Source organism: Trinickia caryophylli, from assembly GCF_034424545.1.
In the GTDB taxonomy this organism is placed as follows: Bacteria; Pseudomonadota; Gammaproteobacteria; order Burkholderiales; family Burkholderiaceae; genus Trinickia; species Trinickia caryophylli.
Map to the genome: position 1 here is coordinate 38420 of NZ_CP139970.1, position 14657 is coordinate 53076.

The 14657-nt window shown below is 63.7% G+C and carries 11 protein-coding genes and 1 pseudogene; 8 read left to right on the top strand and 4 right to left on the bottom strand.

The window, feature by feature from the left end; translation table 11 throughout:
- Positions 1 to 46: 46 nt before the first annotated feature.
- Complete coding sequence (serB, locus tag U0034_RS00170) at positions 47 to 886, bottom strand: phosphoserine phosphatase SerB (RefSeq protein WP_085229225.1); 840 nt, start codon at positions 884 to 886, stop codon at positions 47 to 49.
- A gap of 294 nt (positions 887 to 1180) precedes the next feature.
- On the opposite strand from serB, the gene U0034_RS00175 reads away from it, so the two are divergent.
- Positions 1181 to 1732 carry a DUF6013 family protein gene (locus U0034_RS00175; RefSeq protein WP_085229226.1) on the top strand — a complete coding sequence of 184 codons (552 nt, stop codon included), beginning with the start codon at positions 1181 to 1183 and terminating at the stop codon, positions 1730 to 1732.
- Positions 1733 to 1741: 9 nt separating this feature from the next.
- On the opposite strand, the pseudogene U0034_RS00180 reads toward U0034_RS00175, so the two are convergent.
- Positions 1742 to 1964 (bottom strand): annotated as a pseudogene (locus U0034_RS00180) (ABC transporter permease); the annotation flags it as partial.
- A 109-nt stretch (positions 1965 to 2073) separates the two neighbouring features.
- Here U0034_RS00180 and U0034_RS00185 point away from each other — a divergent pair.
- Positions 2074 to 4317 (top strand): AsmA family protein, encoded by a 2244-nt coding sequence (locus U0034_RS00185; protein WP_085229227.1) that lies wholly within the window; start codon positions 2074 to 2076, stop codon positions 4315 to 4317.
- A 61-nt stretch (positions 4318 to 4378) separates the two neighbouring features.
- Positions 4379 to 5971: an ABC-F family ATPase gene (locus U0034_RS00190; RefSeq protein WP_085229228.1), complete on the top strand. Its 1593-nt coding sequence runs from the start codon at positions 4379 to 4381 to the stop codon at positions 5969 to 5971.
- A 69-nt stretch (positions 5972 to 6040) separates the two neighbouring features.
- On the opposite strand, the gene U0034_RS00195 is transcribed toward U0034_RS00190, so the two are convergent.
- On the bottom strand, positions 6041 to 6796 hold the full coding sequence (locus U0034_RS00195; protein WP_085229229.1) for a LuxR family transcriptional regulator: 756 nt from the start codon (positions 6794 to 6796) through the stop codon (positions 6041 to 6043).
- Between the two features lie 182 nt (positions 6797 to 6978).
- Between U0034_RS00195 and U0034_RS00200 the strand changes: the two genes are divergently transcribed.
- The 4 genes from U0034_RS00200 to U0034_RS00215 all read left to right on the top strand — a co-directional run bounded on the left by U0034_RS00200 (position 6979) and on the right by U0034_RS00215 (position 12752).
- Entirely contained in the window at positions 6979 to 9123 is a 2145-nt protein-coding gene (locus tag U0034_RS00200) for an ATP-binding protein (RefSeq protein ID WP_233211954.1), read from the top strand.
- Positions 9124 to 9214: 91 nt separating this feature from the next.
- Positions 9215 to 10654, top strand: coding sequence for an aldehyde dehydrogenase family protein (locus U0034_RS00205; RefSeq protein WP_085229230.1), 1440 nt, complete (start codon positions 9215 to 9217; stop codon positions 10652 to 10654).
- 172 nt (positions 10655 to 10826) lie between these two features.
- Positions 10827 to 12017 (top strand): NAD(P)H-dependent flavin oxidoreductase, encoded by a 1191-nt coding sequence (locus U0034_RS00210; RefSeq protein ID WP_085229270.1) that lies wholly within the window; start codon positions 10827 to 10829, stop codon positions 12015 to 12017.
- Between the two features lie 69 nt (positions 12018 to 12086).
- Positions 12087 to 12752 carry an OmpW/AlkL family protein gene (locus U0034_RS00215; protein WP_085229271.1) on the top strand — a complete coding sequence of 222 codons (666 nt, stop codon included), beginning with the start codon at positions 12087 to 12089 and terminating at the stop codon, positions 12750 to 12752.
- Positions 12753 to 12866: 114 nt separating this feature from the next.
- On the opposite strand, the gene U0034_RS00220 is transcribed toward U0034_RS00215, so the two are convergent.
- Positions 12867 to 13070 (bottom strand): DUF1289 domain-containing protein, encoded by a 204-nt coding sequence (locus tag U0034_RS00220; protein WP_085229231.1) that lies wholly within the window; start codon positions 13068 to 13070, stop codon positions 12867 to 12869.
- Positions 13071 to 13520: 450 nt separating this feature from the next.
- Between U0034_RS00220 and U0034_RS00225 the strand changes: the two genes are divergently transcribed.
- A complete protein-coding gene (locus tag U0034_RS00225) occupies positions 13521 to 14621 on the top strand; it encodes a polyamine ABC transporter substrate-binding protein (protein WP_085229272.1) in 1101 nt (366 codons plus the stop codon).
- Positions 14622 to 14657: the final 36 nt, after the last annotated feature.

Genomic DNA, 14657 nt, shown 5'->3' on the forward strand with positions numbered 1-14657 from the left:
CGGCGCATCGAGGGCGACAAGGGGGCGGTGTTATGCCGCCCTTCGCTTACATGAGCCGCAGTAGGCCATCGAGGCCGACGTGGTTGAACGCCACGTCCGCGGCCTCGCGGACCACGGGTTTCGCGCGAAATGCGATCGACAGCCCGGCCTCGGCCATCATTTCGAGATCGTTCGAGCCGTCGCCCAGCACGATGGCATGCGAGGTCGGAATGCCGAGCTTTTCGCACGTTTCGCGCACCGTGCGCGCCTTGACGCTCGCGTTGACGATCTCCCCGACGACCTTGCCCGTGAGCTTGCCGTTGACGACCTCGAGCGTGTTCGCGCACGTGAAATCGAGGTTGAGCCGGGTCTTCAGGCGCTCGGTGAAAAACGTGAAACCGCCCGAGACGAGCAGTGTACGCAGTCCCGCGGCCTGCGCCGCGCGGAGCATCGTTTCGGCGCCTGGCGACAGCTTGAGCCGCTCGGCGTAGACGTGTTCGAGGGCGCCCGCATCCAGCCCCTCGAGCAGCGACACGCGCGCGACAAGGCTTTCGTTGAAATTCTTGATCTCGCCGCGCATGGCGGCTTCGGTGATCGCGGACACTTCCGCTTTGAGCCCACAGAAGTCGGCGATCTCGTCGATGCATTCGATCGTGATCAGCGTCGAATCCATATCCATGGCCACGAGCCCGAAATCGCGCCAGCCGAGGCCCGGGCGCACGAATGCATAGTCGAGCGCATGGGTGGAGCAATAGGCGTCCACGTCGGCGCGCTGTGCGGGGTCGGCCCCGTCGATGCGAAGGGCATGCGCATCGATCGGCTGTGCCTGATGGCCACGCGCAAGCGCGACGAGCGGTTTGACGTGGTCGGCCGCCAAGGGGCGTGGGCTCTGGATGACGAGATTCATACGGTGTGAGGCGAAGCCGGCGCGGCTGGCGCCGAAGCGTGCGGAAAATCCGCTCATTGTACCGGTTCGACGTGCGCGCACGGCTGTGCTGCCTTCGCTTACGGCGCGCAGTCGCGCCAACCCGATCTGGCCCCGTCGTGCAAGCCGGAGAAGCCCCGATCCACGGCGCACCGCCGCGGCCGCTGCTTGGGGGTAGACTGGGAATTCGTCCGCACTGAAACCCGATCCGGTCACGAGGATTGCTTCGCCGCACGGCGCGCCGCCGTGCGCAGCCCCAAAAGAGGAGGTGACAGCATGAGTGTTTGCCGCAGATCGTTCATCGTCCTTGCCTGCGCCGTCGCCGCGGCTTCGTTGCCGGCGGCCGCTTACGCCGCGCCGCCGATCACCGTCACGTCGAAAACACCTGCCGACGGTCCGATCAAGTACACGGTCAAAGTCGCATCGAAAACGTTCGGCAACGTGCAGGAAACGCGCACCATCCGCTCGGGCCAGACCGACGACTTCAACTGGAAAACGGTTCCTCCAGGCGGCGCCGTGGCCGTTGGCACCCAGTGCCCGAACTATTCCGCGCTGACGCTCGACGCCAACGGCGCAGCCATGCGCTCGCTCAGCATCCGGCTCGCGCCCATCGTCGCATCCGACGGAACGGCGGCCGTGCAAATGAGCGTGCAGGCGAGCGCCCCGCAGGCCAAGCCGGCGGCAGCCAAGCCCGGAGCCAAGTCCGCACAGTGTCCGTCCGTCACCGTCGTCAGCCAGGTCGTGCGTTTTTCGATGCCGACGAACGGTGCCTCGAAGACGGTTTCGCTGAAGGATGGGACGAAAGTGACGGTCAGCGCGCAGCGCTGACGCTCCCGCTTACCGGGACTTGCCGCACACGACGAGGCGCGCGGCAAGGAAGCAGTGCCCGGGGGAGAACAGCCGCCGGTAGGCGAGCAGCACGGCGCCGACCGTGCTCAGCGCCGACGAGGCCGCGGGTCAGGAACATGATCACGATCTGGCAGCGCACGGCCTGTAAGCGCGCGGCCTGTAGCGGAAGCTGGCCGGCGAGCACCGGGACGGTCATCATGCCCGTCAAGCTGGACGGGTGCGGCGAGGCATGTCGCTTGCTGCGCTCTCGGCAGGATTGCCGCGCATCCGGCGATTGCCCGAAAGGCTGTCGCCACTCGCGCCCGCTTGCCGGAGTTGCCATGCCGTACATCGGACCCCTTGCCCGCACGGCGGGAAAGATTCTCGCCTGCGTCGTTGCGCTCGCAATCGTCGTCGTTGCCGGCGTTGCCGTCTTCGTCACGACGTTCGATTGGAATCGAGCGAGGCCATGGGTGGACGACAAGGTTTCGCAGGCGATCGGCCGGCCGTTCGCGATCAACGGCGATCTGCGCGTGCACTGGCAGCATGCTGTCGACGAGCGGGGCTGGCGCGCCTGGGTGCCGTGGCCGAGGTTTACGGCCTATCGGGTGAGCATCGGAAATCCGACATGGACCAAGGATCCGCATTTTGCGGTGGCGGACGAGATCTCGTTCGTCGTGGAGCTGCTCCCGCTGCTCTCGCATACGATCATCGTACCGTCCATCGGCCTCGTGAATCCCTCCATCGACCTCGAAAGGATGGCCGACGGCCGCAACAATTGGACCTTCGATCTGCCGCAGTCGCATGGGCCGTCGCGCTGGACGCTGAAGCTCGCGACGCTCGGTTTCGCGAAAGGCGCAATAGCGCTGTCGGACGCGCTCAAGAAGATCGAGTTGGAAATCGGCGTCGATACGCTCGGCAAGCCGATCGCGATCAGCGACGTGCTCAAGCAGCAGGAGGCGGCCTCGCGCGAGACGGCGGCCGGGGTGGTGGGCCGGCGCGGTGCGCGCCAATTGAGCTCGCAGGCAGCGGCGGCGTCCAGCGCGTCGGCCGCGTCGGAGCTTTCCGCGGCGTCGCCGGCCGCGAGCGGGGGCGCGCCGCGAGACCCGTATATGCTCGGCTTTACCGCGAAAGGGAGTTATCGGGCAACGCGGGTGTCGGGTAGCGGCAAGCTTGGCAACGTACTGGCGCTGCGCGATGCGGCGCGCCCGTTTCCGCTGCAAGCCGATGTGAAAATCGGCGATACGCGGCTCGCGCTCGTCGGTACGGTGACGGACCCGGCGCGTCTGGCCGCGCTCGACTTGCGCCTCTGGCTGCAGGGGGCGAGCCTTTCCCATCTCTATCCGATCCTCGGCATCGCACTCCCCGATACGCCGCCGTACGCGACGGACGGCCGGCTGGCTGGCCATGTTCGCGAGAACGATATTCAGCTGACCTACAGCGGCTTTACGGGCCGCGTGGGCGACAGCGATCTCGAGGGCACGCTCGGCTACGAACGCCGGGGGCAGCGGCCGCTGCTGAAGGGGGAGGTGGTCTCGAACCAGCTTCGCTTCGCCGATCTCGCGCCGGTGATCGGGGCGGACACCAATGCGAGCAAGGCCCGCCGCGGCGAAACCGTCCGGCAGCCCGCGAACCGGGCGTTGCCGGTCGAGCAGTTCCGGACGGACCGCTGGCGGGCGATCGATGCGGACGTCAAGTTCACGGGACGTCGCATCATCAGGAATCCCGAGTTGCCGGTGACGAACCTTTACACGCACGTTTTGCTCGACAACGGGGTCTTGTCGCTCGATCCGCTTCGCTTCGGCGTGGCTGGAGGCACGCTCGCGTCGAACATGAAACTCGATGGCAGCGGCATGCCGCTGAAAGCACGCATGGCGCTGTCCGCGCGGCATTTGAAGCTCAAGCAGCTCTTTCCCAAGCAAAAGACGATGCAGTCGGCTCTGGGCGAGGTGAACGGAGATGCAGCCCTTTCCGCGACGGGCAATTCGCCGGCCGCGCTCGCCTCGACGCTCGACGGCGAGGTGAAAACAGTCGTGACCGAGGGCAAGGTGAGCCGCCTGCTGATGGAGGCGGCGGGGCTGAATGTCGCGAACGTCGTCTACGAAAAGCTCTTCGGTCATCGCGACGTGAACATTCGTTGCGGCGCCGCCGACTTCACCGCCACGGACGGCGTGCTCACCACGCGCACTTTCGCCCTCGACACGGACGATGCACTGATTTCGATGGGCGGGCACATCGATTTGCGCGACGAATCGATGGACCTGACGATCCACCCCCAGACGAAGGGGCTGCGGATCATCTCGCTGCGCTCGCCGCTATACGTCAAGGGGACGTTCAAGGACCCGGACGTGGGCGTGAGCAAGGGCGCGCTGGCCCTGCGCGCGGGAGCCATGGTAGGGCTCGGCCTGCTGAATCCGTTCGCGGCGCTGCTGCCGCTGATCGCTCCCAGTCATAACCAGCCCGCGCCGTGCGACGCCCTGATCGCGCGCATGCGCGAGGCGCCCAAGGCGCCGCCGCCCGGTGCGGACGGCAAGCGCGGTGCCGGTGACGGTGCAGGGCACGATGCGGGAGAAGGGCGCGGCTGATGTTGCGAAAGCTTGCTAAAATGGCGAGTTTTTCGTCGAACATCATTCTGAGGGTCGCGCCGTGCTGTCTACTGCCAATATCACCATGCAATTCGGGCCGAAGCCGCTTTTCGAGAACATTTCGGTCAAATTCGGGGAAGGCAACCGGTATGGCCTGATCGGCGCCAACGGCTGCGGCAAGTCGACGTTCATGAAAATCCTCGGCGGCGATCTCGAGCCGAGTTCCGGTACGGTCATGCTCGAGCCGAACGTTCGCCTCGGCAAGCTGCGGCAGGACCAGTTCGCCTATGAGGACATGCGCGTGCTCGACGTCGTCATGATGGGCCACACGGAGATGTGGGCCGCAATGACCGAGCGCGATGCGATCTACGCGAACCCGGACGCCACCGACGACGACTACATGCGCGCCGCCGAACTCGAAGCGAAGTTCGCCGAATACGACGGCTATACGGCCGAGGCCCGCGCGGGCGAATTACTGCTCGGCATCGGCATCCGGATCGAACTGCACAACGGGACGATGAGCAACGTCGCGCCGGGCTGGAAGCTGCGCGTACTGCTCGCGCAGGCGCTCTTCTCGAATCCGGACGTGCTGCTGCTCGACGAGCCGACGAACAACCTCGACATCAATTCGATCCGCTGGCTCGAGAACGTGCTCAACGAGTACAACTCGACGATGATCATCATCTCGCACGACCGGCACTTCCTGAATCAGGTCTGCACGCACATGGCGGACATGGATTACGGCACGCTCAAGGTGTATCCGGGCAATTACGACGACTACATGCTGGCGTCGGCACAGGCGCGTGAACGGCAGGCCGCCGCGAATGCGAAGGCCAAGGAACGGATTGCGGATCTGCAGGATTTCGTGCGGCGCTTCTCCGCCAACAAGTCGAAGGCGCGGCAGGCCACGAGCCGTCTGAAGCAGATCGACAAGATCAAGATCGACGAATTCAAGCCTTCGTCTCGGCAGAACCCGTTCATCCGCTTCGAGTACGAGAAGAAACTGCACAACATTGCCGTGGTTGCCGAAGGCGTGACCAAGCGTTACGAGCGTACGATCTTCGAGCATTTCGACATCAGCGTGCAGCCGGGCGAGCGCATCGCGATCATCGGCGAGAACGGCGCCGGCAAGACCACACTGCTGCGTGCGCTGCTGGGCAGCCTCGAACTCGATGCGGGCTCGATCAAGTGGGCGGAGAACGCTAATGTGGGCTACATGCCGCAGGATACGTACGAGGAATTCCCGGACGACGTGACGCTGATGGACTGGATCGACAAGTATCGCAAGGAGGGGGACGACGATCAGGCCGTGCGTGGCACGCTCGGGCGGCTTCTCTTCAATGCGGACGACATCAGGAAGTCCGTGAAGGTGCTCTCCGGCGGCGAGAAAGGCCGCATGATCTGGGGCAAGCTGATGCTGGGCCGCCACAACGTGCTGCTCATGGACGAGCCGACGAACCACATGGACATGGAGTCGATCGAGTCGCTGCAGATCGCGCTCGACAAATACGACGGCACCTTGATCTTCGTCTCGCATGATCGCGAGTTCGTGAGCGGGCTCGCCAATCGCATCATCGAAGTGCGTACCGACGGCACGCTCCACGACTTCGGCGGCAACTACGAGGACTTCCTCGCGAGCCAGGGCGTGCAGTGACGGCTCGCCGCGGCGCCGGCCAAGTCCGAGCGCTGCATGCGCGAGAGCCTGGCGCCTCGCACGAGCGCATCAAATAAGGCCGCAGGCGGTTGCACGAGCAACCGCCTGATAGCGTGTGCTCACGCCAAACTTCCATAACAGCTTGCGCACGTAGTACACCACGCCGTGCTCGGAGACGCCGAGAATCCTCGATATCTCCCAGTTCGATTTCCCCAGCGCGATCCAATGGAGGCATTCGAGTTCGCGGCAAGTGAGCGGGGCCTGCAGGACATTGCGCTCTTTGTCTACCAGCGTGCGCATCGCATCGTGAACGAACATCGCGGCAAGGCTGCATGCGGACAGCGCACGCGGCAATAACTGCCCGGTATCGTTCTCCGTGCAACGGTGGACGAAGCTGAGCATTGCGACGTCGCCGTTTTTCGTTTGAATCGGGCAACTCACGCTGCTTCCTATGCCATGGCGGCGCGCATCGTCCATAAACTGCCGTTCCTCGAGCGATGTCGCTTGCGCGCATACTTCCTCCCAGGCGACCGGAGTCAATCGGGCCGACAGCAGCCGCACGACAGGATCGATCTGCTCGTACTTGCACGTGGCATACCGCGCAATCCAATCCATGGGGAGATTCGAGAGCGATTTTCGGATGCTTTTTTGTTTGTCGAGCAGGAAGCTCCCCGTGTAATGGTAGAAGTCGAATCCCAGCATCTGAGTGATATCGGCCAATGAGCGCGTCAACTCTGCTTCGTTGCTGTGGCCTCGCATTCTCTGCATACGCTCGATCGGCTCGCTATCTGATAACGACAATTCGTCAACTTCATGTGACGTCATGGTAGCCTCGCGTTCCGATTGATGAGCGATTGGTCTTTGCCGCGCAATTTGTTTTTCTGTTTCATGCTAAACCACCAGGGCCGGCTCAAACCCTGTCAAATCGAGGAGGTTTCAAGTCGCCCCGCTCGATCGAAAATGGCGGTGAGGTAGAAGCCGGACTCGGCGATCGAGCGGCTGGCCCAGTGACCGAGCAAGTGACCGAGCAAGTGACCGAAAGCGCCCCGCGCCCTTACGCCGACAACGATGCACTGCTCGCCGAGCTTCGCGTGTTCGGCGAACTGCTCCTGGACGGCTCAGGTCAGGGATGGCCGCAGGCGGAGGCCAAGTGGCGCGCCATCGTTGCCCGTATGGCGGCAACGCTCGAGAGCCAGATCTTCATCGGATGGGTTCATGTGGCCGCCATGTTCCGGTTGGGCGCACGGGATCAGCATCTGCTGGTGCTCGCCCTTCTGAGCGAAACGGACCCGCTTTTCCAGGCGCGTCTGTCCCGGCGCGCTGCACTATCCGAGGCGGAACGCCCGTCCGCGGACCATCTTCCTGTCACGGCGGAGGGCGTACCGTTGGCGGCCGCCGCCAAAGCGCTCGGTGACGTTCGGCCGAACCTGATGCCGGACGCGCCGTTACAGCGCTACTGCTTGATCGAGGCGAGCGGCGCCAACGTGGCTGCGATGGCCGGCAGTTATCGGCTCGCACAGCCGGTGCTCGCTTATCTGGTGGGGCTCGCGGCTCCCCAGCTCCACCTCGACGGCACACTGCTTGCGGATGTCGTCGCCGATGGCCCGCTCGACGAGCACCTCGTCGATGAACGGCTGAAGCACCAGTTGCGCAGGTTCGTCGAAAACGGCGAGCTCCAGTCGATGCATAAGTGCACGTTCATGCTTCGTTTCGAGGGCGCGGACGACGCCATGATGGAAAGCCTGTGTGCGGCGAGCTTCGATTCGCTCGGCTATACGACGGCCAGGCTCGATGCACGGGATATCCGGCGCAGCTATGACGCGGCCAACGGACGCCGCGCTGGTTTGATGAAACTGTTGCGCGTTTTGTGCCGCGACGCTGTCTTATGCAACCAATTGCTCTTGCTGACCCATGCCCAATGCCTCGCGGAAAGCGGCGGTCGGGAGCCACAGGCCGCTCGGGACCCCCAGGCGGACCTGCTCGACGACGTTTTCGGGCTATTGTTCGAGACGCAGCGCTATGTCGGTGTGGTGAACGGCCCCGCGCGCGCGCTCGCACAGTGCGCGCACCGCTTTGTTTCGCACGAGGTCGTGCCGATAACATTGCGCGTGGAAGCGCCCGACGCGCATCTGCGCCGCAGTGCCTGGCTCAAGTATGCGGAGCGCGTCGATCTCGTGCTCGACGAGGGGCTGCTCGAGCGGCTCGTCGACGGCTACCGCTTCACGGAGGAGCGCATCGCGATCATCCTGAAGGAGGTCGTTTCGCACAGGTGGCTCGTCGATTCCGAGCGAGACCTGAGCAATCGACTCGTCGACGCATGCCGCGCCGAAGCGGAGGCCAGCCAACTGGGTATCGCTCAAGAGATCAAGCGGGCTCATCGATTGACCGATATCGTCGCTCCGTCCGACACCATCGACCAACTGAACGAATTGCTCAGTCATATGAAATATCGGCGGCAGGTCGTTGACGAGTGGGGGTTCGCAGGCAAGCATGCGGGCAGCTGCAACTTGTCTGCACTCTTTCATGGTCCTTCGGGCACCGGCAAGACGATGGGCGCGGCCGTCATCGCGAACGAGTTGCAAATGAGCCTCTATCGCGTCGATCTGGCGAGCGTGATGAGCAAATACATCGGCGAGACCGAGCAGCATCTCTCGCAGTTGTTCGAGTGGGCGGAGGGGCGAAATGTGGTGCTTTTCTTCGACGAAGCCGAGGCGTTGTTCGGCAAGCGCACCGAGACGAAAGATGCGCACGACCGATATGCGAATCTTCAAATCGGCTATCTGCTGCAGCGAATAGAAACGCATCCGGGCCTCGTCATTCTCGCGACGAACCTGATGCCGAACATAGACAAGGCGTTTTTGCGCCGATTCCGTTTTCTCATCGAGTTTCCGTTTCCGTCCGCCGAGCAGCGCGAAGCCCTTTGGCGGCAGTCGTTTCCTGGCGGCGTGCCGCTCGCGAGCGACGTCGATTTCGAATTGCTCGCGCATCGCGCCGCGCTCGCGGGGGGCAGCATTCACAATGTGGTGTTGAGCGCCGCGTTTCGCGCCGCTGCCGAGGGCACCCCGGTGCAAATGCACCACGTCGTCCGCTCGCTGGAGCGCGAATACGAAAAGATCGGCAAGCTCTTTTCGCCGGGCGATTTTTCGTTTTAGCGCACCACCGGCGGCCGCCGCGCCGCTCAATGCCTCCGCTACCCTCCATGCGTACAATAGTCGTCTCGATCGACGAAGGCGGAGTATCGCAATGAAGACCTACTCGCAGCTCTATATCGGCGGCCAATGGCTGAAGCCCGCTACGGACGGCATGATCGACGTCATCGATTCGGGTACCGAGGCGGTAATGGGCCGGATTCCGGAGGGCACGGGGGCCGATGCCGAAGCCGCGGTCGAAGCCGCCAAGCTGGCATTCGATGCATGGGCAAGCACGGCTGCCGCCGAGCGTGCCAGCTATCTGGAACGGATCGCCGAAGCGCTGAAGGCACGCGCGGAGGATCTGGCTCAGACCATCTGCGGCGAAGTCGGCATGCCGATCAAGCTGGCACGCGCGATTCAGGTCGGTTCCCCCATCTACAACTGGAATGCCTACGCCCGGCTCGCGCGTGAATTCGAGTTCGAGGCGCAGGTGGCCAACTCGCTCGTCACACGCGAACCTGTTGGCGTGGTCGCCGCGATCACGCCGTGGAATTACCCGCTCAATCAGATCACGCTGAAAGTGGCGGCGGCACTCGCGGCGGGTTGCACCGTGGTGCTCAAGCCGTCCGAGATCGCGCCGCTCAACGCATTCATGCTGGCCGAGGCGATCGAGGAAGCCCAACTTCCCCCGGGCGTATTCAACCTGGTGAGCGGCTATGGCCCTGTCGTCGGGGAAATCGTCGCAAGCCATCCGTTCGTCGACATGGTGTCGTTCACAGGGTCCACGCGTGCAGGCAAACGGGTAGCGGAGCTGGCTGCGGCTACCGTCAAGCGCGTCGCCCTCGAACTCGGCGGCAAGTCCGCGTCGATCGTTCTCGACGATGCCGAGTTTGCGGCGGCCATCAAGAGCACGGTAGGCGCCTGCTTTCTGAACTCGGGCCAAACCTGCTCCGCGCATACGCGCCTGCTCGTGCCCGAGGCGCGCTACGAGGAGGCGCGGGCACTCGCGAAAGCCGCGGCCGAGGGCTATACGCCCGGCGACCCGCGTGGCGAGAAGACGCGCCTTGGGCCGCTCGCCTCGGCGGCCCAACAGGCGCGCGTGCGTGCCTACATCGAGCGCGGTATCGCCGAAGGCGCGGAATTGGTGACGGGCGGCCCCGACATGCCGGCGGGGATCGAGCGAGGCTTCTTTATCAGGCCGACCGTTTTCGGGCGCGTTCATCCAAAAGCGACGATTGCTCAGGAAGAAATCTTCGGCCCCGTGCTGTCCATTCTCACCTACAAGGACGAAGAGGAGGCCGTGCGGATCGCCAACGATTCGCCGTACGGCCTTGCGGGGGCCGTTTGGGCCGGTGACGACGAGCGTGCGGCAAGTGTGGCGCGGCGTATCCGCACAGGACAGATCGACATCAACGGCGGCAGCTGGAACATGGAGGCGCCGTTCGGCGGGTTCAAGCAATCCGGCTACGGCCGCGAGAACGGCCGCTATGGCCTCGAGGAATACCTCGAATACAAGGCGCTTCAGTTCAAAACGGCGCGGCCCGCAACCTGAGCGGTGCGGGGCGACCGGCGCCGCGGGGCCAGATCGACACGTGCAGCGCCATGACAAATGTCAAGAAAACGGAAATTCGCCGCGCAAAAATACGAGATCGGTTGATCCGCCTCAAGGCGCATTTTTCGCGATGCGCGATCATGCTCGTTTTGACATCGAGGGAAACGGACACATGTTCCCATCTCATCCGTTCGCGCCGCTGAAAATCCGCGGCCGCAAGCTGCTGCCCGTCGTTCAGGGCGGCATGGGCGTCGGCATCTCGGCGCACCGGCTGGCCGGCAGCGTCGCCCGCGAGGGCGCCGTCGGCACGATCGCGAGCATCGACTTGCGTCACCACCATGGCGACCTGGTCGAGCGCTGCCGGGCCAATCCCGACCGCGCAACGCTCGAGGAAGCCAATCGCACCGCGCTCGCGCGCGAAATCGCCTCCGCGCGCAAGCTGTCCGAAGGGCGGGGCATGATCGCCGTCAACGTGATGAAAGCGGTGAATGCCCATGCCGACTATGTGCGCGTGGCTTGCGAAAGCGGCGCCGATGCGATCGTCATGGGTGCCGGGCTTCCGCTCGACCTGCCCGATATGACGCAAGGCTATGACATTGCGCTGATCCCCATCCTCTCGGACGCCCGCGGCATTGCGCTGGTGCTGAAGAAGTGGCTCAAGAAAGGCCGCCTTCCCGATGCCATCGTCATCGAGCATCCGGCACACGCGGGCGGCCACCTTGGTGTCACGAACATCGAGGACATGAACGATGCGCGGTTTTCGTTCGAGCGCATCTTCACCGAACTCGAGCCGGTTTTCGCTTCGCTGGGCATCGAGCGTGACGCCATACCGCTCATCGTGGCGGGCGGTATCAATAGCCACGAGGCCGTGCGCAAATGGCTGAACGCGGGGGCGAGCGGGGTGCAGGTCGGCACGCCGTTCGCCGTAACGGAAGAGGGCGATGCGCATCCGAATTTCAAGCGCGTGCTGGCCGATGCCAAGCCGGAGGACATCGTCGAATTCGTGAGCGTGACCGGCTTGCCCGCGCGTGCGGTGAAGACGCCCTGGCTGGCCCGCTATCTGCGCAACGAGTCGCGTATTCGGGCCAAGATCGGCAACATCAAGAATGCATGTCCGACCGCGCTCGAGTGCCTCACCGCGTGCGGCCTGCGCGACGGCATCGAAAAGTTCGGGCACTTTTGCATCGATACGCGGCTGGCGGCTGCGCTGCGTGGCGATGTGGCGAATGGCCTGTTCTTCCGGGGCCGTGAAGCACTGCCGTTCGGCAATGCGATTCGCAGCGTGCGCGAACTGCTGGAGTTGTTGCTGACGGGTATAACGCGGCCAGCTGCCGCACCACGCTGCGCCGTTGCCCTGACTTGATCAAGGTCAAGCCCTGTGGTCCAAAGCCCCTAAAAAATGTAGGGGCTTTACGACAACAGGGAAATGGCCATGCAACGACACATCAAAAAGCTTACCGCAGCAATTTGCTTGACCACCGCGCTCATCGGGGCAACCACGGTGGCCCGTGCCGAGGCCGCGCCGGCCGCGGCCGGCGCCGATTCGAGCGGCGCGCTTCACGCCGGGGACTGGCTCGTGCGCCTGCGCGCGATCAGCATCCAGCCGCAGGTGCGCTCGAGCGAGACGCTCGATGCGTTGAATACGGGGGTGAACAACGCAACGGTGCCGGAACTCGATTTCACCTACATGATCCGCGACGATATCGGCGTCGAGCTGATTCTTGCCACGTCGCGCCATCAGGTAACCTCGAGCCTCGGCCACCTGGGTGGCGTGGGCGTGCTGCCCCCGACCCTGCTGCTGCAGTACCACTTCAACCACGCCGGCCGCGTACGCCCGTACGTTGGCGCGGGCATCAACTACACGCTCTTCTATAACAACGGCCTGCATGCGGGCGGTCAGTCGATCTCGGTCGACAATCACAGTTTCGGCCCGGCACTGCAGGCAGGTGTGGACGTGCAGGTCACGAAAAAGCTTTTCGTCAACGCCGACATCAAGAAGATCTGGATGAAGACCGGCGCGTCGATGGGCGGACAGTCGCTCGGAACGCTCCACATCGATCCGCTCGTGGTGGGCATCGGTGTGGGCATGAAGTTCTGAGCATGGCCCCGCGCCGGGCGCATTCTCCGCGCGGTGGCGATGAAGCAAAAAGAGACGCCGGCTTGCTCGCCGGCGTTTTTTTTCTTACGGCGTAGAAAGGCTGCGCCTGCCCCATCAGGGTTTGCTTTTCTGGAATCGCATGGCGGTGCCTTCGGCTTCGATTCGTTGCCAGACTGCCCGCTTTTCCGTGTCGCTCATGAAAACCCAGTTGGAGACCTCGGCCGCTGTACGCCCGCATCCCTTGCACACCTCGTCGAAGAGCGTCGAGCAGACGCCGATGCAGGGGCTGTCGGGAGTGTCGTGAAGGTTGGACGCCATCGAAAACCTTGGAGCGGTGCGGGATCAGGCGCTATGTTAGCTGATGACCGCACGGCTTCGGCCGAGGCCATTCTGCCCGAGCGGGTATGCACGGGGCGCCGCCCGGCGGCTGGAAGGCTGAGTGTTCCGGGCGGTCCGCTCAGCCAGCGTCCTCGCTGCGGCGCCGACGCGCGCGCCGGGCGGCCGAAAACTTTTTTTCGGGTGGACACGGGCGCATAACCGGCTACAATTGCGCCCGATTTGACGCCATTGCGCTGCCCGCCGGCATGCGCAACGTCAATGGCTGTGCCGTTTGCGCGACAGCCACGTCGGGTCGCCGTCCGTTTTATTTCGCGCGCGCGATGATTGGTGGTACTTTTCGGTTTTTTCAAGGTGTCGCGCGCGGCGCGCGTGGGCATTGGGGACGGGGTTGAGAACCGGCGTTGGCCGGATGGACCAGGAGAGAACGGGATGACGAAGAAGGTGATGGGCGCGCTCGCCGCGCTCGCGTTGTGCGCGCTGCCGCTCGCGGCAGCGATGGCCAAGGATACGCAGCTCAACGTGTACAACTGGTCCGACTATATTGCCAAGGACACGATCCCGAACTTCGAGAAGCAGACCGGCGTCAAGGTCAGGTACGACAACTACGACAGCGACGATACGCTTCAGGCCAAGCTCCTCACGGGCAACTCGGGCTATGACATCGTCGTGCCGACGAGCAACTACGCCGGCAAGCAGATCGCCGCGGGCATTTTCGCGCCGCTCGACAAATCCAAGCTGCCGAATCTGAAATATCTCGATCCGTCGCTCATGGCACTCGTGGCCGGCGCGGATCCGGGCAACAAGTATTCGGTGCCCTGGGCCTATGGCACGACCGGCCTCGGCTACAACGTGACGAAGGTGCAGCAGGTCCTGGGCAAGAACGTTCCGCTCGACAACTGGGACGTCCTTTTCAAGCCCGAGAACATTTCGAAGCTCAAGGCATGCGGCGTTTCGGTGCTCGACGCGCCGGACCAGGTCTTCGCGGCGGCACTGCACTACATCGGCAAGGATCCGATGAGCACGAACCCGGCCGATTATCAGGCGGCGCTTGCGATGCTCAAGAAAATCCGTCCGTATATCACGCAGTTCAACTCGTCGGGCTACATCAACGACATGGTCGGCGGCGACATCTGTTTTGCCTACGGCTGGTCCGGTGACGTGGTCATCGCAAAGCATCGCGCGCTCGAAGCAAAGAAACCGTACAAGATCGAGTACTACATTCCGAAGGGCGGCGCGCCGATCTGGTTCGACGTGATGGCCATTCCGAAGGACGCGAAAAACAAGGAAGCCGCGCTCGAGTGGATCAACTACATCGAAGATCCGAAGGTCCACGCGGCCATCACGAACACGGTCTTCTATCCGAGCGCGAATCTCGAGGCGCGCAAGTACGTCCAGAAGGACATCGCGAACGATCCGGCCGTGTTTCCTCCTGCCGACGTCGTCAAGACGCTTTTCCTGCTGAAGCCGCTGCCGCCTGAAGTGCAGCGCCTGCAAACGCGGCTTTGGACGGAATTCAAGAGCGGGCGCTAAAGACCTTCGGCCGGCGCCACCGCAGCCCCCGCAGGC